Source organism: Pedobacter punctiformis, assembly GCF_027213715.1.
Taxonomy (GTDB): domain Bacteria; phylum Bacteroidota; class Bacteroidia; order Sphingobacteriales; family Sphingobacteriaceae; genus Pedobacter; species Pedobacter punctiformis.
Window position 1 is genome coordinate 178,453 of record NZ_JAPWGM010000003.1, and the last position, 19,227, is coordinate 197,679.

The window sequence follows — 19,227 nt, forward strand, 5'->3', positions numbered from 1 at the left end:
GATGAAAAGTCATTATTAAATCTGGTTGCACGAATAGCTGTATAAACCTTCTTAAAAATCTATTTGATGTCGATAAAAATGCGAACAATTGATTTTTGTGTTTAAGGATAAATAAAATGCAGCTATCGGATAATTAAATAGCTGCATTCTATAATTTAACATGCTGTACCGATCAGCAGGGATATTTTGAACAGCTAAAGCGGTTTTTGAGGCTTATAGAGCCAATAATTGAGGATTTGGAGCGAAAAAATTCATTTAATCTTATTGCTTTTTTAGCTTGATTAATCTTAAATTCAACTTCATCTTTACCTCCATATATAGTTTTTACCGATTCATAATCATGTAACCATGACACAATGATTGCTAATCCTTTAACGCTACTATCTTCTGTGGTGACAATTGAAATATAACCAGCACTGGCACAGATAGCCGTTAAATAGATATGATCTTTATCAACATTTGGTAGATCGCAGATATAGGTTATAGCATTTTTGTAATCATTACTTTTGGGAGCTATTGGATAAGGCTTTGTCTATTGAAAATTTGCCACTTCCATTTATTAACGTTGCCATAGCCAGGCCAATAACCAATAAATGATATTCATACCCCTCGCCTTTCTGATTGCCAAACCAGTTCATGAAAAATCCATGTTGCAGGTGTTCTGTGAAAATGATACCAATAAAGAGTATAATCATTGCTATAGACCAAAGACGTGACGCAAAGCCAATGATAAGTGAAATGGCACCAAAAAACTCAATGATTATCACCAAAAAAGCAATTAGCCAAGGTAAGTGTAAGGTTTCGGTAAAGAAGCCCATTTCTCTAGAAAATCCTGGACCACCAAACCAACCAAGTATCTTTTGTGCCCCATGTGGAAACATTATCAATCCGATTGTCAAACGGGTTATTAAACCTGTCCAATCGTTATCCGTTTTAAAAATCATGTGTTTCATCTTTTGTTATTTTTTTCACAAAAAGACGTAAATACAGGTTTTTAAAAATTAAACTAGTTTAATAAATTATTTTTTGACCAGTTTTCTGCGAAGCATGCTAAGAAAAACGGGTGTAATGCCCAAATATGCTGCCACCTGTTTTTGGGAAAGGCGCTGTTCCAATTGGGGGTATTTTTTTATAAAGTCCAGATACCTTTGTTCGGCAGTACTGGAAAGATTTTGATTGATCCTGTTTTGTTGAGCTATATAGGCATTTTGAAGAATAATCCTGAAAAAGCGTTCAAATTTCGGCACTTTTTCATACAATCTATCCAAATTTTCTTTTGTGATCTGCAGGATTTCGCTGTCTTCCAAAGCGTCAATTAAATAATCGGCAGGCATTTGTGTCAAAAAACTGTACAGATCGCTTACCCACCAATTCTCTATACCGAACATCACGATATGCTCAAATCCATTTTCGTCTATGGTGTAAACACGTAAACAGCCTTTTATAATAAAATTTTCGACCTTACAAATATCGCCGTGTCTTAATAAGTATTCCCCTTTTTTTAGTGTTTTTGATCGAAGTAAGGAAATAAAAAAGTCAGTCTCTGTTTTGTTGAGCTGGATGTACCTGGCAATATTTTGCAGTATTAAATCAAATCCCATCTTAAAAATTATTGATTACTTCCTTCAAATCGATCATTTCCAGCCGGAGTTATGTACAGTTTTTATTTTAATCTCCGGTTTTTTTCGTCGATTTTCAGGTCATTGATGCTCGCAAAACGTTTTTTCATAAAGCCGTTTTCATCAAATTCCCAATTCTCATTACCGTATGAACGATACCATTGTCCGTTGTGACCGTGCCATTCATACTCAAAACGTACGGCGATTTTATTATCGGTAAAAGCCCATAATTCTTTTTTGAGTTTGTACTCCAGCTCTTTTTCCCATTTGGCTGTCAAAAAGGATTTTACTTCTTCCCTTCCATTGATAAACAAATCTCTATTTCGCCATTCAGTATCAATGGTATAGGCAAGTGATACTTTCTCTGGATCTTTCGTATTCCAGGCATCTTCTGCCATTTGTACTTTTAGAGTCGCTGTCTCAAAGTTAAATGGAGGGATTGGTAGTTTCTGTTCCATTATTTCAATTTATTAAAGCGTTGATTATTGTTTTTGACTTTGTTATAGCCCACTGATCTTTGAATAACTGACTTTCAATTATAGCGCTCTCAAACAACAAATAAATGTGGTCAGCTAATTGGCTGTCCACCACAAGCGTTTTAAAGTATTGTCGCAGGTCGTTTTTATGACTTTGAATTACGTTCAAGATTTTTGTATTGTCGGCTGGTATTTCAGAAAGGATATTAAGGAAACTGCAGCCTCTAAAATTTTCAATTTCGTTCATATAGATTAGAAAATCGAAAGATGCAAGAATTTTAGTTTTGCTTGTCCCATCTTTTGAAGTAAATATTTTGAGTTGCTCAAACCAATAGGTATGTCGTTTATTGAGAAATTCTACACACAAGTCTTCTTTTGATTTAAAATGCTGGTAGAAACTTGCTTTTGCAACATTTGACTCTGCAATAATTTGATTGATACCAGTAGAATTATAGCCTTGTTTATGAAAGAGAATGAATGCGCTCTCTAAAATTCTTTGCCTTGGTTGCATTTGTATAATTGATTACAATGCAAATGTAAGTATTTTTTTTTAAAAACAGACAAGTCTGTCTATATTGGTTTTATTTTCATATTTGCGCTTAGAAAATCTATTCCTGCTATACGATAAGTCTAACGTCACTCAAAAGCATACTTTAATTAGGGGTCTGTTCAAAGATAGTCTGCTATGGGGTCAGGGTTCATTTAGAACAAAATATTTGGATAGAACCTTCCATAATAACCTACTGAAAATCAATAAGAAAGGGCTGCTTTTTAACGAGCAACCCTTTAAAAAATTAACCATGAATCTGGTTAGTACCCAAGAGGAGATTCGAACTCCCACACCCATACAGGCGCCAGCCCCTCAAGCTGGTGCGTCTACCAATTTCGCCACCTGGGTAAGTGCTGCAAATATAATTTAATTTTGGATTTGAGGATGATGATTTAAGAAAATCTGTACCTTAACATTCAAATTTTAATCCATCATAAGCCAAACGAATATTGGATGGTAAATCCTTTTCTACTTCATCGTGCAAACCTAAATTATGGCTAATGTGCGTAAGGTAAGTTGTTTCGGCCCCTATCCTTTCCGCAAAAGCCACTGCTTCGGCCAGGGTGAAGTGGGAAATGTGCTGTTCTTTTTGCAAAGCATTTAACACCAAAACCTTTGTTCCTTTAATAGTTTCTATTGAGGTATCAGAAAGTGTTTTGGCATCGGTAATGTAGGTAAAGTCGCCAATTCTATATCCGGTAATGGGCAAACGATAATGCATCACTTCAAAAGGAATAATGGTGTGTGTGCCTATTTTAAAATCTTTTCCGTTAACTACTTCGTGTAAATTAATTTGTGGTAAGCCATGATATTTGGTTTCCGCAAAAATATATTGAAATTCTCTTCTTAAAGCATCCTGAACTCGTTCAGTTGCATAAACATCAATAACCTTATGCAATAAATAATTAAAGGGCCTTATATCGTCTAATCCGGCAATATGATCTTTATGTTCGTGGGTAAAGAGAACGGCATCTAAATCCTGTACGTTTTCGCGCAACAGCTGATACCGGAAATCGGGGCCACTATCTACCACGATGGTTTTATCTTCCAGTTCGATTAAAACAGAGGTTCTTAAACGGTTATTCCGCTTATCTGTTGATTGACAAACCTTGCACTTGCATGTAATAACCGGCACTCCCTGCGAAGTTCCTGTTCCTAAAAAAGTAACTTTCATTAAAATAACTCCATCTGTTGCAGCGATAAATAAAATTGCTTTTGCTTTTCATCAAACAGGTTTTCGTCTGCATTGGTTTGCTTAACCAACGCAATTAAAGCGGCAATTTTACCCTCAAGGTTAGAAAATTTATTAACTACAATAACCTTATTATGCTCTATTAAACAGGCGCCTGTTTTAAAGTTTCCTTTTTCATACCTCACTTTAAAACCCATAGCCAGCAATAGCTGTTCGAGCTTTTCTAAGGTATGATTGGTTATTGGCAAAGTCATTAAACAAACTTAGAGAAATCTGCGCAGCATTCATAAATACAGGAAGAAAAAAATAAGCTGATGAAATAAACCTGTACCTGCTCACCACCTGATAAACAGAGCGGATTAATATGCTTATCCGGTCATTAGTTTTATTTCCCTTAAGTTGTCTTTCATTATAAACCCGACAATAGTGAAAATCCTTTTTGGGCAATACAATTCATATTTTATTCAAACGATCACAAAAAGATTGTAACGCACGGCGGGACTGCTTTAACCAAAGAAATGCTGCAAATGATTTCCCTTAAAAAAGTAAACGATTAAATTTTATTATGCGTTTTAAGTGTTTTTATAGTTGAAGTAATTTAGTATGATAAGCGTGCTAAAACAAAAAAGGCTCGACTAATGCCGAACCTTTTAAATTCTGTTTTCAGAAACTATTATCTTAAATCTACCACTTCAACACCTGGATATTTTTTAGAGTCGAAAGCAAAAGTAGTTTCAGGAACATTTACGTTTGGTGAAAAAGTTTTCACATTGTACGTGTATTTGTTTCCGTTTTTATCAAATAAAACCACATTAGCAATTTGTTTAGCGGCTTTATCAATGCTTAAACGTACTTTAAAAATTGCTTTTTTAGCATCCAATGGTGCTAAATCAATCATTTGATACGTTTTAGAACCTGATTTTTGTTCACCGGTGTACAGGTATTTAAAGCCTTTTTCGTAAACGGTAAATATTTTTGCAGGGTTAATGGCATCGCCACTGTTATCTACATTACTCACCTGAACTTCTTTATCCTTTTTCAGATAAGTCCACTGGCTTTTACCATCGCTAAATAATTCCTGATTCGTCATGGCTACTTTATACTTATTAGAATTGGCTTTAACATATAAAGTACCTTGTTGTGTTTCTTTAACTTTAGCTTTAGGATTATCCAGGGTAAAGGTAAAATCAGTTTTAACAATATTGTACGATTTATATTTTTTACTCACTTCTGCTAAAATTGCTTTAGCCTTTGCATCAGTTTGAGCATAAGTTGATGTTGTAAAAGCAACTACAACCATTAATGCTGAAATTAATTTCTTCATCTTTTCTTTTTTAATTTTCTTTGAAACTTAGAGTAGATTAATACCTGTTAGTTTAATTGGTTGTTAATCTTTATCGTTTAATCCATTCAAGAACTGTTCCAAAGAATATTCATCCGGGTATAAAACCTCACGGGCCTTGCTTCCTTCAAAAGGGCCAACAATTCCTGCGGCTTCCAGTTGATCAATAATTCTTCCGGCCCTGTTATAACCCAATTTCATTTTACGCTGAATTAACGAAGTAGAGCCTTGCTGGTGCATAACAATCAGTCTGGCAGCCTCTTCAAACAATTTATCACGCTCATCCGGATCAAAATCTCTCTTGCGCTGACCTTCAAAAATTAAAGCTGAAAAATCTGAATTAGATTGAGTAATTTTTCTTTCTAGTTCATCAGACGACAATTCAATTAATTTTCGATAATCAGTAGCTAAAGCTCTAAAAGTGTACTGAAAATCATCCATATTATCATAATTACTATGAAAAGGAATAAATCCTACTATTTCGAGGTTATATTTTTCTACTCTTAATTTCCACGCTTTAAAATAAGAAGTACTAAACAAATATAATTCGTCATCATTTATTTCAATTCTAATTTCATGTAGACCTTTAATTAATGTATTATTTAAATTCAGTTCTTTTTTATCAATGGGTTTAAATGCTTTTTCCTTTACAATAAAAGTTAATCTTTGGTCATTCTCAAATAAGAAACTTACTTTATCATTTTCATAAATTTTAAATTGAGCATGTTGACTGGAAATGTTTTCCGTAAAATAATTTAATACAATATAATTAATATTGTTTGTCCGGTTAAAGGATATTAATAATTTAAATCCGTTTTCGGAAATAGAGGACACGCCATATCTTGCTAAATCATCAAAACATACCCCTCCTACAGCCTGCCATTTAATATTATAAACATTTTCAAAAACATCTTTTTCTATTTTTGGAATATTAACAAGTGAATGATGTATTTTTTTATAAGGCAAACCATGTTTTCTGTTTAAATTTCTTTGTTCATCGGCAGCCTTTTCTAGTTGAATTAAATATCCAAACAGTTCAGGGCTACCTATATCTGCACTGACCAATATTTGTTCATTTAATACAGTACCTGAATCAGAAATACTATTAATAATACATTTAGGTAAAACAATATGTTTAATGTATTCTTTATTAGTTAGAATATTTCTAAAATAAAATTTCAATTCTTTATTTAAAGCAACATCAGGAGTCGATATTACATAATCTTCTCTTTTACAGGGTACAATCCTAGGCTCTACTCTAAGAAGCTCTATCTCTTCATTTTTATTATGCGATAATGTAATAAGAAGATGTTGCCCTTCTTTTTTAGGAACTAAACTTATAGAAGCATGCGTTTTTAAAGTTTTATTAGATGCTGTTGTTTCTTTAGATTTTAAAAAAAACTTAAAAAATTTAAGCATCTTATTTATCGTTTAATCCATTCAAGAACTGTTCCAAAGAATATTCATCCGGATATAAAACCTCACGGGCCTTGCTTCCTTCAAAAGGGCCAACAATTCCTGCTGCTTCCAGTTGATCAATGATTCTTCCAGCCCTGTTATAACCCAATTTCATTTTACGCTGAATTAACGAAGTAGAGCCTTGCTGGTGCATTACAATCAGCCTGGCAGCCTCTTCAAACAATTTATCACGCTCATCCGGATCAAAGTCTGCCTTATTTCCTTCGCCGTTTTCATCAATATATTCTGGTAACTGGTAGGCATCAGAATAGCCCCGCTGATTACCAATATATTCAGAAATACGATCCACTTCGGGTGTATCAACGAAAGCACACTGTAGCCTGATTAAGTCGCTGCCTGTTGATAAAAGCATATCTCCACGGCCAATTAACTGGTCTGCGCCTCCGCTGTCCAGAATGGTTCGTGAATCGATTTTTGATAAAACCCTGAAGGCTAATCTGGCCGGGAAGTTGGCTTTAATGGTACCGGTAATAATATTTACTGAAGGACGCTGCGTAGCTAAAACCAGGTGAATACCAATGGCACGGGCCAACTGCGCCAAGCGGGCAATAGGTGCTTCTACCTCTTTTCCGGCTGTCATCATTAAATCGGCAAACTCATCCACTACTAAAACAATAAATGGTAAAAAGCGGTGTCCGTTGTTTGGATTAAGCTTACGTTTAACAAATTTGTCGTTGTACTCTTTTAAATTTCTAACCTGAGCATCTTTTAATAAATCATAACGCTGATCCATTTCGATACATAGTGAATTTAAAGTGTTAACTACTTTTTTAGTATCGGTGATAATGGCATCTGCCTCGCCTGGAAGTTTAGCCAGAAAGTGGCGTTCAATTCTGTTAAACAAGGTTAATTCCACCTTTTTAGGGTCGACCAGCACAAATTTTAACTGAGCAGGGTGTTTTTTAAACAACAGGGATACCAAAATAGCATTAATCCCTACAGATTTACCCTGACCTGTAGCCCCGGCAACCAATAAGTGAGGCATTTTAGCTAAATCGGCAATAAAAACCTCATTACTAATGGTTTTACCCAATGCAATAGGTAAATCCATTGTGTTTTGCGCCCATTTATCGGTATTTAAAATGCTCCGCATGGCAACCATTTCCGGGTGCTGGTTTGGTACTTCAATACCAATTGTTCCTTTACCCGGCATTGGGGCAATAATACGAATCCCTAATGCAGCTAACGAAAGTGCAATATCATCTTCTAGATTTTTAATTTTTGAAATCCTTACGCCTGGTGCCGGGATAATTTCATAAAGTGTTACGGTTGGGCCAATGGTTGCCTTAATCTTATCAATTTCAATGTTGTAATGATTTAAGGTTTCTACGATTTTGTTTTTATTGGCTTCCAGCTCTTCCGCATTTACCGATATTTTATTGGTGCCATAGTTTTCAAGTAAATCTATATGCGGGTATTTATAACCTGATAAATCCAGTTTTTCATCATAATTACCAAACTGTTCAACCAAATCATCAGACTTAATTTCTTCTTCTGTTTTTTCGATAGTAAATGCCGGCTCGTCTTTTACTTCCTCAATTGGCGTTTCTAAATCTAAAGGCAATGAAGCTGCTGCAGTAGCTACCGGTGTTACAGGTAAATTGGTAGATAGCGGCGATAATACAACCGGAGGTGCTGTATCTTCTTCCTCTTCCGGCTCTTCGTAACGGTTTGGCCTTAAAACTACATTTTGAGGTTTTCTTTCGTTATTTAGTGGCGATTTACCAGGAACGTTAAACTCAACTGGTTCCGATGGTCTTTCTCTAACCACTTCAATATTATCTGGCACTTCAGGTTCTACAAATTCTGCTTTCTTCCTTTCGGGGATTTTAAAATCAATGTTATAGGCGATAATTAAAATCGTTAATCCTGCAAAGGCAATTAAACCTGCAACACCTGCTGCGCCAATTTGTGCAGCCAATAATTTATTGCTCCAGTAACCAAATTCGCCCTCTAAATAATGTGGAGACTCTGACCAAAAACTATGTGCAAAGCCTAAGGTTAACGAAAGGAAAAGCAAAAAGAAAAAGCTATATCCTAAAGTTTTAGAGATGGAAAGAATTTTAACTTTAAAAAGTAAACGGTAGCCAATGATGAAAAAGGCAAGTACAAATAAAAATGATGCAATGCCAAACCACTCGTATATAAACTGGTGCGAAAGCAATGCACCAAATTTTCCAAGCCAGTTTTGTACAACCGGGATCGTTACACCTGTATCTTTTAATTCTTCGGCGGTTTTAAATAAATTTTTCCACCCGCCATTTGCATCAATTACGTAACTCTGATCATCCTGCCAGGTAAATAAGTAAGATGTGAACGCAATTAAAAAGTATAACGAAAGTATAACGAAAAATAATCCTATAATTTTTATTGCACGTCCATCTGCCAGATCAAAGTTTGGCAGGTATTCTCTTTTCTCTTTTGGCTGACGACCAGAGGTCGCTCTTCCAGATGCATTTTCAGCATTTTTATCTCTGAATGTGTTGGTTTTAAACTGGTTACCCCTTAACGACATTTTCTATCCTCGTGTTTATTAAAAAACAAATATAAAATATATAGTTGTATCTGTTGATGATCTTTTTCTATAAATAATTTTAAATCTGTTTTAAACCATTACAGGCAATACATGTCTATTAATTTAAGCAACATGATAGTTGTTACGTTTTATTCAAATGAAACGGATTTTGTTTTAGGTTTATCCCGTTTGACCTGGAGAGGTGAAACGGGATTTTTATTATCCCTTATTTTTCATTTTATTTGTTTATTAATAAATGTTTAATATGGATATAGCGCAGCTCGAAGAACAGATTGAAGCAGGCAATTTACAGGCAGTTAAAGATATTTTGATGAATAATCCGGCCCTGGCAAATACGCTTACTTCGCATAAAATTTCGCCACTATTATTAGCTTGTTATTATAAAAAGCAGGAAATTGCTGATTTAATAACAGAGTTTGCAGATGATTTAACCTTGTTTGAAGCCTGTGCTGTAGGTAAATTTGATACTGCAACTTTATTAATTTTTCAAAAACCAGACAGCATTAACGATTATTCTGATGATGGTTTTACGCCATTGGGTTTAGCTTGTTATTTCGGACATGAAGAATTAGCAAAATTTTTAGTGTTAAAAGGCGCCGATGTTAACCTGGCCTCCAAAAATGGGTTCAACGTATTTCCTATTCATTCTGCTGTTGCGGCTAATAACTTTAACATTACTAAAATGCTTCTGGATAAGGGGGCCTATCCAAATGTTTGTCAAAAAGCGGGCCTGGCTCCTTTGCATACCGCAGCACAACTGGGTAATATAGAGCTAATTATTCTTTTACTGGAGCATGGTGCGGAGGTTTCTTTACGCATGGAAGGCGGAAAATTACCTGCTGATTTGGCAGCTGAAAAGGGCTTTAATGAAATAGCAGAGATTTTAAGAGACGATGATTAATTAATCTATCTATGGCAGGTAATGCCGGTTATTTAGTATTTGAGGTTTCGAAGAAACTACTCCCAAATTCTAAGTCTCATTTTCTTCATATAAGTTCTGATGTCTAAAACTATTGCAGCCAGAAAATAAAATAAAATCGGAAATCCAACGGCTAAAAAAGACGAATAAATAAAAAACAAACGAACTTTAGCCGTACTCATATTCAACTTATTAGCCAAATAGGTAGATACGCCAAAACTTTGTTGTTCAAAATAAGTTATAATCCTTTGAAACATTTTAAGCCTGTTTTAAAATTTTAATTCCAATACCACAAGATAAGCATTTTTTTTGATCGCAATATTGTTTTTTCAACTGCAAAATTCCTTGCGAAGCAAAAGCATTATCTATTTTCAAACCAGCTTCTACAAATTTATCTGTTATTGCATTTTTCTCTGCAGGCAGGTTTTCCAGCAATTTAATTGCCCTGCTTATATAAAATTGTGTATCGGTATGTTTTCCATAAGCAAACAAAAATAGAGCCACAGTATTTAGCAAAATGTTATCGATTGATGTTTTTCCAATTTGGGTGGTTACCGGTTGGGCTTCTTTTTTAAAGTGGTAATGCGTTTTCCAATACTCATTAACAGGCAGGTTTTCGAATAAACTACGCAAAGAGAGTGTATCCTTTATGGTCATAACTTTAGAGAAAAGATGATTGGCCTTAACAATTAAAGCGGCAAACTGTGCTAATCTGATCGTGGGAAAGTTTTGTGGCCGCATACGCATAAATTTCCAGATGGAAACTTCAAGTGGCTTAATTTTATATTTCTTCCGCAGGTATTTAAACTCTCCTTGTAACTTTTGGGGATATTCTTCCTCAAACTGCCCGCTTAAAAACCCGGCTGTACCAAAAACCAAAGCTTCTATTTGAAAAGCATTATCCTTATGTTTTGCATAAATATTTTGAGAAATGGCTTTTGAGAAAAGTTCGAAAGGTAAAGCATTGACTTTAAAACCGAAATTACGGGCAATAAACCGATAAAAGGTCTCATCCCAATTGCCGTTTAGTTCGTTAAGGTTTTCTAAAACTGCATTTGTCTTTACTTCAAACCGTTCCAATAAGGTTCTGGAAAGAAAGGAATTGACGATGAAACCATCTACATTTCTAATTTGTGCCGAACAGGGAAAATCTGTCAGGGTTAAAAATAAAGAAGCATATTTTTCTATTAAAGCATCAGGAATACGGTTTTTCAGTTCTAAAACCGGCAAAATTGTTCCGTCTATCCTTTTAATAATGGCATCATTTTCAAATACAACATGCAGGATTACATTTTCATAACTTAAATCTATCTGGTGATTGTGTTTTAGCCAGTCGGAAGATTTCAGATGAATTTCAACGTTCCCTGCCCAAAGGGTTTCACCAATTTTAATCTTTGCATGACTAAAGTCAGGGCCAGCGTTTTTGTTTAACAATCCGGGTTTGAGGATCTTTAAATCTTCATTTGTTGTTGTTTTCAACTCGTTAAAGTCAAATGACCTGAATTGCCACACGTAGTGCAAAAAATCTTCCGGAAAGCGCATATTCGAGAAAGCTAATTAATAATACATATCGTAATATTAATCATAATACATCAGAATTACACTATGCTTCTGCTTTCTTTTTGTAATTGGTAATAAAAACGCCTGCAATAATTAAGGCTGTTGCAATGATTAAGTCTGAATCTACTTTTTCGTTTAAAATCAACCATCCTAAAAATATAGCAATTACGGTATTAAAATAGGTTAAAATGGAAACCTCTGATGCAGAAACTTTCTTTAAAGCGTAATGATAGCAGAAATAGCCAAGCACCGACCCAAAGATGGCCAGATAGGCTGTTGCTAAAATGCTTTCGGTTTTCCACGAAGCAACATCTGCTTTTCCTGAAAATATAAAAGCTAAAATAAGCTGTACAATTGCTGAAAATACAAACTGGTAGAAAAGATTCAGAAAGATATATTCGGGTTTGCCACTATGCTTTTTACTGTAAATTGTTCCAATTGTCCAGCCTGTTACGGCAACAACTAAAGATAAAATCCCATTTCTATAACCGGGGTCCAGTAAATCATTAATGCCATCTCTAAAAATAAAAACAACTCCTAAAAAACCAATAAATACGCCAATAAACCCCTTTAAACTAGATTTTTGAATACCCAATGCTACGCAACCTAAAAAAACCGCTAAGGGTGAAGTTGCATTAATTAAGGAAGTTAAGCCACTCGGAATGGTTTTTTCTGCTACGGTAGTCATTCCATTAGCAATTACCACCATAAGCAGTGATAAAACCAGCTGACGTCTGAATGCAGGCCAGCCAATCCATTTAAGTTCTTTTTGCTTGATTAGAATAATAAGGATAATAACAGAGGCTATGGTTTGCCGGATGGCGGTTACATACCATGCCGGAATGCTTTCTACAGCAACCCGGATACCCAGGTAAGTGGTACCCCAAATTAATGCAACACCTGTAAGTGCTACAATAAGTTTCACATCTATTTTTGCTTTCATTGTTTACTGCAGATCAGTCCGGATAAACACAGGTTTTGTTACAACCCTAGTTATTAATATCCGTTTAACATTCTTTTTACTTCTACTTTGGCTTACCAAAATTCATTAAGAGAGTGCATGCTTGTTGCAAGCAATCTGTGGTTTAACCCACCAGGTTTGCAGCAATTAAAATTTGTTCCATTTCCTGTTGTAGTTTTAAGGCTTCTTCTCTTGCTTTTTCGGCAAAATCTTCTCCTTTACCAGCGTAAATAATTCCTCTTGCTGAGTTAACTAAAAGACCACATTGTGCATTTAGTCCATATTTGCAAACCTCCTGTAAATCGCCGCCCTGAGCACCAACACCGGGAACCAATAAAAAGTGATTGGGAATTAATTTTCTTACATCGCCAAAAGCAGCACCGCGTGTTGCGCCTACTACGTACATCATTTGCTCATCTGTGGCCCAGGTTGAAGAAGTTTTAATTACCTTTTCAAATAAACGGTCCTCTCCTATTGGTTGTAATTGAAAATCAGCATGACCGGAGTTGGAGGTTAAAGCTAAAAGGATTACCCATTTATCTTTAAAATTTAAAAAAGGCATTACAGAATCGCTTCCCATGTATGGTGCAACAGTAACTGAGTCAAAGCTCATTTCTGAAGAGGCTTCATTAAAAAATGTTTCTGCATACATGGCTGAGGTATTTCCAATATCGCCACGCTTAGCATCTGCGATGGTAAAAATATCCTGTGGAATGTATTTCCAGGTTTCCGTTAAAGTTTCCCATCCTTTTTTTCCATAACATTCGTAAAAAGCAGTATTGGGTTTATAAGCTACACATAAATCTTTTGTGGCATCAATAATTTGTTTATTAAACTCTAAGATCGGGTTTTCGTATTTCAACAGGTGCTGAGGAATCTTGTCTAGAGAAGAATCCAGGCCAACACATAAAAATGAACGTTTTTTTTGTATCTGATCGAAAAGTTGCTGCTTAGTCATATTTTTGGGCTTATTTGCTGCAAATATGAAGATTTTTAAATTTTTAGCGTCTATTATTTAACAGGTATTTGTATTATTTTTATAAACATTTTAAACTTTCTCTTGCAGATTACGTTTCAAATACATACAATTGCAGCATAATTCCTCAATCGTTTATCTGAACATCACAGAAAAATCTTCAAAACTTGTCCTTTACTATCAATTTTTAACTGCATTTTTTGCTTTGTTCAGTCAATAAACACACATAAAAACATGATGGAGCGGTCATTCAAAACAATCCGAATGCTGTTTAATGATTGCTTGATAAACTTGTGAAAAGAATTATACCTAATGAAAATTTCTTGAAACATATATATTTCAAATGTTTAGTAAAACAGAATTAAATGATAAGCTCACATCAGAATTACGTGAGCTTGCAAAAACATATGGCATTGAAGGTGCTGATACCTTAAGAAAAATAGATCTTGTTGAGGTGCTTTTACATCAACAAGTCATTATTGATGCAGCTAAACAGGGTAACGAATCTGATGCTGCCCCACAAGCAGAAACTGAAACCACTACAACAGTTGCTGCTCCTAAAACCAAAGCTGTAAAAGCTGATAAAGTTCAGAAAGTAGTTGCTGAAAAACCTGTTAAAAAAAGGGCCCGCTTGAGTAAAGATGAGCCGGTAGCGCCGGTTGTCAGAGAAAGAGAGTCTATTACGTTATTTGATGAGCCCAATCACAGACAGAAAGCAGAACCTCAGCCGGAAAGACAACCTGACCGGATTTTAGAGACTGAAGAAAGTGTAAAGCCAATTTCTGCGCTGATAGAAGAAAACAATGAAGCTCCTGCGGTTAAACCTGCAAAACAAGAGCCACGCGAAAAACCACAACGCGAAGATAACCGCCAAAAACAGCCAGGTGGCGGTAACCACCACAAAAACGAAAACAGCTATTCTAATTTAGATTTTGATAATGTAATCACCAACGAAGGTGTTTTAGAGATTATGCCTGATGGTTATGGTTTCTTAAGATCAGCGGATTACAATTATTTAACTTCTCCTGATGATATTTATGTATCACAATCACAGATTAAACTTTTTGGTTTAAAAACAGGTGATACGGTTAAAGGAAGTATTCGCCCACCAAAAGAAGGCGAAAAATATTTTCCTTTGGTACGTGTTGAAACCATTAACGGCCGTATTCCTGCCGAAGTTCGTGATCGTGTTCCTTTTGATTACTTAACACCGCTTTTCCCTACCGAGCGCTTAAATTTATTTACGGATACAAACAATTATTCTACCCGTATCATGGATTTATTTACACCAATTGGTAAAGGGCAGCGTGGTTTAATTGTAGCACAACCTAAAACCGGTAAAACTAATTTACTTAAAGAGGTTGCCAATGCCATTGCTAAAAATCACCCTGAAGTTTATTTAATTATCCTTTTAATTGATGAACGTCCGGAAGAGGTTACTGATATGGCCCGCAGCGTTAGGGCGGAAGTTATTGCTTCTACCTTTGATGAGCCGGCAGAGCGTCACGTAAAAATCGCCAATATTGTTTTAGAAAAATCTAAACGTTTGGTAGAAAGCGGACATGATGTTGTAATTCTTTTAGATTCTATTACGCGTTTAGCAAGGGCTTACAATACAACTGCTCCTGCATCAGGCAAAATATTATCGGGTGGTGTTGATGCCAACGCATTACACAAACCAAAGCGTTTCTTTGGTGCAGCCCGTAACATTGAAAACGGTGGTTCGTTAACCATTTTAGCAACAGCATTAACCGATACGGGCTCTAAAATGGATGAAGTAATTTTCGAAGAATTTAAAGGTACCGGTAACATGGAGCTTCAGTTGGATCGTAAATTATCTAACAAACGTATTTTCCCTGCTATTGATATTACCGCTTCGAGCACACGCCGTGATGATTTACTGCACGACAGAGATACCCTGCAACGTGTTTGGATTTTACGCAACCACCTTGCAGATATGAACAGTCAGGAAGCCATGGAATTTGTTCAGGCGCAAATAAAAGGTACAAAAAGCAACGAAGAATTTTTAATTTCGATGAACAGCTAAATTAAAGTTGAAAGGCAAATGGTGTAAGGTTTAAGGTTTTGTAACAATTCTTTAAACCTTGCACTTTATAAATTTGGGATTCTTAAATCGCTCAAATCATATGCCTTAAACCTTATATCTTGAACCCTATGAAAAGGCATATTCCAAATGCGATAACCTGCGCCAATTTATTTTCTGGTTGCATCGGTATCGTTTTTGCATTTAAAGGCGAATTACAAATCGCAGCTTACTTTGTAATCCTTTCGGGGGTTTTTGATTTTTTTGATGGAATGGTTGCCCGCATGCTAAATGTTAAATCTAATATTGGCAAAGATTTAGATTCGCTGGCAGACATGGTTAGTTTTGGTTTTTTGCCCGGAGTAATTATGTTTCAACTTTTAAAATCAAGTGATTATACCTCCGAATACCTTCCTTATCTGGCCTTTTTTATCACCATATTTTCGGCCCTCCGTTTAGCTAAGTTTAATAATGACGAAAGGCAAACACAGGATTTTATTGGGTTAAATACACCAATGAATACGCTGTTTATCTGTTCATTGCCTTTTATAGCAATAGATTATCCTTCTATTATCAGCTCCACTATTTTATTAATCGGAATTATAGCAGTAACGAGTTTTTTACTGGTTAGTGAGATCAAAATATTCTCTTTAAAATTTAGCAATTTGAGCTGGCAAGCCAATAAGGTAAAATTTATCTTCCTCATTTTATCTGCAGTGCTTATTGCAGTTTTAAAGTTTGCAGCAATACCTTTCGTACTGGTATTGTACATTGGGTTATCCTTTCTGCATTTCAGAAATGCAGAAAGAATATCTAAATAAAATAAAGTTTTACTGATGATTAAAGTTTAGCCTGAATGTCTTTTTTGGCTTCTTCGAGTTGTAAATAAACATGCCCAAGTAATTCTTTAAGCCTGGTAATACGTACAGGAATTCCCTCCACATTTTCCTTATTCCGAGCATCATGCTCAATCCCCTGTACAAAACCTTTAATATCGTCTCTTCCAATATAACTGAAAGTTGGCTTTATTTTATGTACACTATTGGCCACCATGTCCCAATCCGAAGCAGATAAAGCATTATCAAGCTCCGCCAGATAAATAGGTGTCTGATCAATAAATGTATCAAAAACTTCAATCATAAACGTAGGGTTATGACCAACCATGTTAATAAGATAAGATAAATCCAGGGGATGATTATCTTTTATATCCTGCATATTGCAAATTTAACTAATTACAACTTCTTAACGTCCAAATCATCAACAATATTTTCTAATATTTCCAAAATAGTCTGCTTCAGCAGCGGATGAACCACCTGAGGCGCTATTTCGGCAAGCGGTTCCATTACAAATTTTCTAAACTGCATTTGTGGATGTGGTACATGCAATTTATTTTCAATATTTATAATTTCATCTCCAAATAAGATTAAATCAATATCGATTAAACGTTCTCCCCATTTTTCTTTGCGTACACGCCCCAGGTTCTTTTCAATTTCCAAAGCTTTTTCAAGTACTTCAATAGCCGATAGATTTGTTTTTAAACCCACTGCCTGATTTAAAAATGATGGCTGGTCAGTTTTGCCCCAGGCAGCCGTTTCATAAATAGACGATTTTGCAACTACTTCGCCTATTTCTTTCGCTAAAAGCTCAATAGTCCTTTGTAAATTATCTTCCCGGTTTCCTAAATTACCACCCAGTAACAAATAAGCAATTGTGCTATCTAATGCCATATTAAGCGTCATGTATTTTTATATCTTTACAAAACAAAATTAAAACATTAAATGAGAGATTTTTTTAAATATCTATTTGCCTCAATGTTAGGTTTTTTCCTTTCTATTGTAATTGTGTGCGTAATCTTCTTTTTTATAATTGTAGGATTAATTGCATCTGTAGATTCGGATAAAACCGTTACTGTGAGCGATAACAGTGTATTATTTTTAAACCTTGATCAACCAATTACCGAACGTACCCCGAAAAATTCATTTGGAAACTTACCAATTGTAGGAAGCGAAGGAAAAACAGGAATTGGCCTGAATGATCTTTTAAAATCGATTAAAAGAGCTAAGAACGACGATAACATCAAATGTATTTACATTAATGTAAGCAGTCCGGAGGCCGGGTTTGCGACCATGCGTGAGGTAAGAAATGCTTTGATTGATTTTAAAAAATCTCATAAAAAAATTATTGCTTACAGTGAGGTTTATACCCAGGGCGCTTATTATCTGGCATCAGCCGCGGACAAAGTTTATTTAAATCCTGAAGGTGCACTGGAATTTAAAGGCTTCAGCTCGCAGTTAACCTTTTTTAAAGGCACATTGGAAAAATTAGGCATCGAAGCGCAGGTTATTCGTGTAGGTAATTATAAAAGTGCTGTAGAACCATTTATTTTAGATAAAATGAGTGATTATAACCGTAAACAGGTTACTGCTTATGTTGGTGGTTTATACAACACTTTTTTAACTGATATTGCTCAAACCAGGGCTATACAAAAAGACAGTTTATACCTGATTGCAGATAAATATAAAATCCAGCAGCCGCAGGATGCCCTTAACTATAAAATGGTTGATGGTTTAAAATATAAAGATGAAATTTTAGAAGAGCTTAAAACTTTATCCGGCCGGTCAAAAAAGGATAACATCAGATCGGTTTCCATTAATGATTATGCCATTAATAACCCTGCTGATGGAACGGGAAAAGATAAAGTTGCCGTAATTTATGCCAACGGCGAAATTAATGGTGGCGAAGGTTCTGACAATGAAATTGGCTCTGAGCGTATTTCAAGAGCCATTAGAAAGGCTCGTTTAGATGATGACATTAAAGCCATTGTTTTAAGAATTAACTCTCCGGGCGGTAGCGCATTAGCTTCTGATGTGATTTGGAGAGAAGTTATTTTAGCTAAAAAAGTGAAACCGGTTATGGCTTCTTTTGGCGATGTTGCCGCATCTGGTGGTTACTATATTGGTTGTGCAGCTGATAGTATTTTTGTACAACCCAATACCATTACCGGATCGATTGGTGTATTTGGTATTATTCCGAACTTTCAAAATTTAATGACCAATAAACTGGGAATTACTTTTGACGGTGTTAAAACTGGCGAATTTGCTGATATTATGAGCACCAACCGCCCAATGACCAGCGGCGAAAGGTTTATTATTCAAAACGAATTGAACAGAATTTACAGTGGTTTTGTAAGCCGTGTTGCGGATGGGAGAAAGAAAAGCAAAGCTTATATCGACAGCATCGGCGGCGGCCATGTTTGGATTGGGACTGATGCCGTTCAAATTGGTTTAGCAGATAGAATTGGAAGTTTTAATGATGCAATTGCTTCGGCTGCTAAAAAAGCAAATATTAAAGATTACAAAGTAGTCGAATATCCGGAAGTGATTGATCCTTTAAAATCTTTATTATCAGAAAGCACTGATAAAATTAAAACTTATTATACCAAGCAGGAATTAGGCGACAACTACCCTATTTATCAGCAAATGAAAAAGGTAATGACCAGATCAGGCATACAAATGAGAATGCCGTTTGAAGCGGTGATTAAATAATAATTACCTGGAATTTTATTTAAGAAGC

General features: G+C 35.4%; 18 protein-coding genes, 1 tRNA gene and 1 pseudogene. 4 read left to right on the top strand and 16 right to left on the bottom strand.

The genetic code is table 11. From position 1 onward, the window contains the following. Window positions 1-500 precede the first annotated feature (500 nt). The 10 genes and pseudogenes from O0955_RS09775 to O0955_RS09820 all read right to left on the bottom strand — a co-directional run bounded on the left by O0955_RS09775 (window position 501) and on the right by O0955_RS09820 (window position 9,173). Complete coding sequence (locus O0955_RS09775) at window positions 501-953, bottom strand: DoxX family protein (RefSeq protein WP_269427365.1); 453 nt, start codon at window positions 951-953, stop codon at window positions 501-503. A 66-nt stretch (window positions 954-1,019) separates the two neighbouring features. After that, the gene (locus tag O0955_RS09780; protein ID WP_269427366.1) at window positions 1,020-1,601 is read right to left on the bottom strand and encodes a Crp/Fnr family transcriptional regulator; all 582 of its coding nucleotides are present in this window, start codon (window positions 1,599-1,601) and stop codon (window positions 1,020-1,022) included. 62 nt (window positions 1,602-1,663) lie between these two features. Continuing rightward, the gene (locus tag O0955_RS09785) at window positions 1,664-2,077 is read right to left on the bottom strand and encodes a nuclear transport factor 2 family protein (RefSeq protein ID WP_269427367.1); all 414 of its coding nucleotides are present in this window, start codon (window positions 2,075-2,077) and stop codon (window positions 1,664-1,666) included. Window positions 2,078-2,081: 4 nt separating this feature from the next. Next, window positions 2,082-2,606: a TetR/AcrR family transcriptional regulator gene (locus O0955_RS09790; protein WP_269427368.1), complete on the bottom strand. Its 525-nt coding sequence runs from the start codon at window positions 2,604-2,606 to the stop codon at window positions 2,082-2,084. Between the two features lie 303 nt (window positions 2,607-2,909). Further along, a tRNA-Leu gene (locus O0955_RS09795) sits at window positions 2,910-2,993 on the bottom strand. A 61-nt stretch (window positions 2,994-3,054) separates the two neighbouring features. Continuing rightward, window positions 3,055-3,819 carry an MBL fold metallo-hydrolase gene (locus O0955_RS09800; RefSeq protein WP_269427369.1) on the bottom strand — a complete coding sequence of 255 codons (765 nt, stop codon included), beginning with the start codon at window positions 3,817-3,819 and terminating at the stop codon, window positions 3,055-3,057. Next, window positions 3,819-4,091, bottom strand: a complete 273-nt coding sequence (locus O0955_RS09805) for a hypothetical protein (protein ID WP_269427370.1) — start codon at window positions 4,089-4,091, stop codon at window positions 3,819-3,821. Before O0955_RS09805 ends, O0955_RS09800 begins: the two co-directional genes overlap by 1 nt. Window positions 4,092-4,510: 419 nt before the next feature. Further along, entirely contained in the window at window positions 4,511-5,161 is a 651-nt protein-coding gene (gene lolA1 / locus O0955_RS09810) for an outer membrane lipoprotein periplasmic chaperone LolA1 (protein ID WP_269427371.1), read from the bottom strand. A 63-nt stretch (window positions 5,162-5,224) separates the two neighbouring features. Further along, window positions 5,225-5,482, bottom strand: a pseudogene (locus tag O0955_RS18210) (DNA translocase FtsK); the annotation flags it as partial. Between the two features lie 1,117 nt (window positions 5,483-6,599). Further along, the gene (locus tag O0955_RS09820; protein WP_269427373.1) at window positions 6,600-9,173 is read right to left on the bottom strand and encodes an FtsK/SpoIIIE family DNA translocase; all 2,574 of its coding nucleotides are present in this window, start codon (window positions 9,171-9,173) and stop codon (window positions 6,600-6,602) included. Window positions 9,174-9,438: 265 nt separating this feature from the next. Between O0955_RS09820 and O0955_RS09825 the strand changes: the two genes are divergently transcribed. Continuing rightward, complete coding sequence (locus tag O0955_RS09825) at window positions 9,439-10,095, top strand: ankyrin repeat domain-containing protein (RefSeq protein WP_269427374.1); 657 nt, start codon at window positions 9,439-9,441, stop codon at window positions 10,093-10,095. Window positions 10,096-10,151: 56 nt separating this feature from the next. On the opposite strand, the gene O0955_RS09830 is transcribed toward O0955_RS09825, so the two are convergent. From O0955_RS09830 to pyrF, 4 genes are all read right to left on the bottom strand, one after another. Next, window positions 10,152-10,370, bottom strand: coding sequence for a PspC domain-containing protein (locus tag O0955_RS09830; protein WP_131536772.1), 219 nt, complete (start codon window positions 10,368-10,370; stop codon window positions 10,152-10,154). Window position 10,371: 1 nt separating this feature from the next. Next, window positions 10,372-11,655, bottom strand: a complete 1,284-nt coding sequence (locus O0955_RS09835) for a DUF2851 family protein (RefSeq protein WP_269427375.1) — start codon at window positions 11,653-11,655, stop codon at window positions 10,372-10,374. Window positions 11,656-11,716: 61 nt separating this feature from the next. Continuing rightward, window positions 11,717-12,616, bottom strand: coding sequence for a DMT family transporter (locus O0955_RS09840; RefSeq protein WP_269427376.1), 900 nt, complete (start codon window positions 12,614-12,616; stop codon window positions 11,717-11,719). Between the two features lie 142 nt (window positions 12,617-12,758). Next, window positions 12,759-13,592, bottom strand: a complete 834-nt coding sequence (gene pyrF, locus O0955_RS09845) for an orotidine-5'-phosphate decarboxylase (RefSeq protein ID WP_269427377.1) — start codon at window positions 13,590-13,592, stop codon at window positions 12,759-12,761. Between the two features lie 361 nt (window positions 13,593-13,953). Here pyrF and rho point away from each other — a divergent pair, with 361 nt between their 5' ends. Further along, window positions 13,954-15,657, top strand: a complete 1,704-nt coding sequence (gene rho, locus O0955_RS09850) for a transcription termination factor Rho (protein WP_269427378.1) — start codon at window positions 13,954-13,956, stop codon at window positions 15,655-15,657. A 128-nt stretch (window positions 15,658-15,785) separates the two neighbouring features. Beyond that, window positions 15,786-16,475: a CDP-diacylglycerol--serine O-phosphatidyltransferase gene (pssA, locus tag O0955_RS09855; protein ID WP_269427379.1), complete on the top strand. Its 690-nt coding sequence runs from the start codon at window positions 15,786-15,788 to the stop codon at window positions 16,473-16,475. A 19-nt stretch (window positions 16,476-16,494) separates the two neighbouring features. Here pssA and O0955_RS09860 read toward each other — a convergent pair whose 3' ends face one another. Together O0955_RS09860 and folK are read right to left on the bottom strand one after the other, a co-directional pair. Then, the gene (locus O0955_RS09860; protein WP_269427380.1) at window positions 16,495-16,869 is read right to left on the bottom strand and encodes an Hpt domain-containing protein; all 375 of its coding nucleotides are present in this window, start codon (window positions 16,867-16,869) and stop codon (window positions 16,495-16,497) included. 17 nt (window positions 16,870-16,886) lie between these two features. After that, the gene (gene folK / locus O0955_RS09865) at window positions 16,887-17,381 is read right to left on the bottom strand and encodes a 2-amino-4-hydroxy-6-hydroxymethyldihydropteridine diphosphokinase (RefSeq protein WP_269427381.1); all 495 of its coding nucleotides are present in this window, start codon (window positions 17,379-17,381) and stop codon (window positions 16,887-16,889) included. 51 nt (window positions 17,382-17,432) lie between these two features. On the opposite strand from folK, the gene sppA reads away from it, so the two are divergent. Next, window positions 17,433-19,199, top strand: coding sequence for a signal peptide peptidase SppA (gene sppA / locus O0955_RS09870; RefSeq protein WP_269427382.1), 1,767 nt, complete (start codon window positions 17,433-17,435; stop codon window positions 19,197-19,199). The last annotated feature ends 28 nt before the right edge of the window (window positions 19,200-19,227 follow it).

Coding starts and splice junctions, on each gene's coding strand:
- pssA (WP_269427379.1), top strand. CDS start 15,786: ATGAAAAGGCATATTCCAAATGCGATAACCTGCGCCAATTTATTTTCT.
- O0955_RS09790 (WP_269427368.1), bottom strand. CDS start 2,606: ATGCAACCAAGGCAAAGAATTTTAGAGAGCGCATTCATTCTCTTTCAT.
- pyrF (WP_269427377.1), bottom strand. CDS start 13,592: ATGACTAAGCAGCAACTTTTCGATCAGATACAAAAAAAACGTTCATTT.
- O0955_RS09835 (WP_269427375.1), bottom strand. CDS start 11,655: ATGCGCTTTCCGGAAGATTTTTTGCACTACGTGTGGCAATTCAGGTCA.
- O0955_RS09860 (WP_269427380.1), bottom strand. CDS start 16,869: ATGCAGGATATAAAAGATAATCATCCCCTGGATTTATCTTATCTTATT.
- O0955_RS09820 (WP_269427373.1), bottom strand. CDS start 9,173: ATGTCGTTAAGGGGTAACCAGTTTAAAACCAACACATTCAGAGATAAA.
- O0955_RS09830 (WP_131536772.1), bottom strand. CDS start 10,370: ATGTTTCAAAGGATTATAACTTATTTTGAACAACAAAGTTTTGGCGTA.
- O0955_RS09775 (WP_269427365.1), bottom strand. CDS start 953: ATGAAACACATGATTTTTAAAACGGATAACGATTGGACAGGTTTAATA.
- O0955_RS09780 (WP_269427366.1), bottom strand. CDS start 1,601: ATGGGATTTGATTTAATACTGCAAAATATTGCCAGGTACATCCAGCTC.
- sppA (WP_269427382.1), top strand. CDS start 17,433: ATGAGAGATTTTTTTAAATATCTATTTGCCTCAATGTTAGGTTTTTTC.
- O0955_RS09800 (WP_269427369.1), bottom strand. CDS start 3,819: ATGAAAGTTACTTTTTTAGGAACAGGAACTTCGCAGGGAGTGCCGGTT.
- O0955_RS09805 (WP_269427370.1), bottom strand. CDS start 4,091: ATGACTTTGCCAATAACCAATCATACCTTAGAAAAGCTCGAACAGCTA.
- rho (WP_269427378.1), top strand. CDS start 13,954: ATGTTTAGTAAAACAGAATTAAATGATAAGCTCACATCAGAATTACGT.
- O0955_RS09785 (WP_269427367.1), bottom strand. CDS start 2,077: ATGGAACAGAAACTACCAATCCCTCCATTTAACTTTGAGACAGCGACT.
- lolA1 (WP_269427371.1), bottom strand. CDS start 5,161: ATGAAGAAATTAATTTCAGCATTAATGGTTGTAGTTGCTTTTACAACA.
- O0955_RS09825 (WP_269427374.1), top strand. CDS start 9,439: ATGGATATAGCGCAGCTCGAAGAACAGATTGAAGCAGGCAATTTACAG.
- folK (WP_269427381.1), bottom strand. CDS start 17,381: ATGGCATTAGATAGCACAATTGCTTATTTGTTACTGGGTGGTAATTTA.
- O0955_RS09840 (WP_269427376.1), bottom strand. CDS start 12,616: ATGAAAGCAAAAATAGATGTGAAACTTATTGTAGCACTTACAGGTGTT.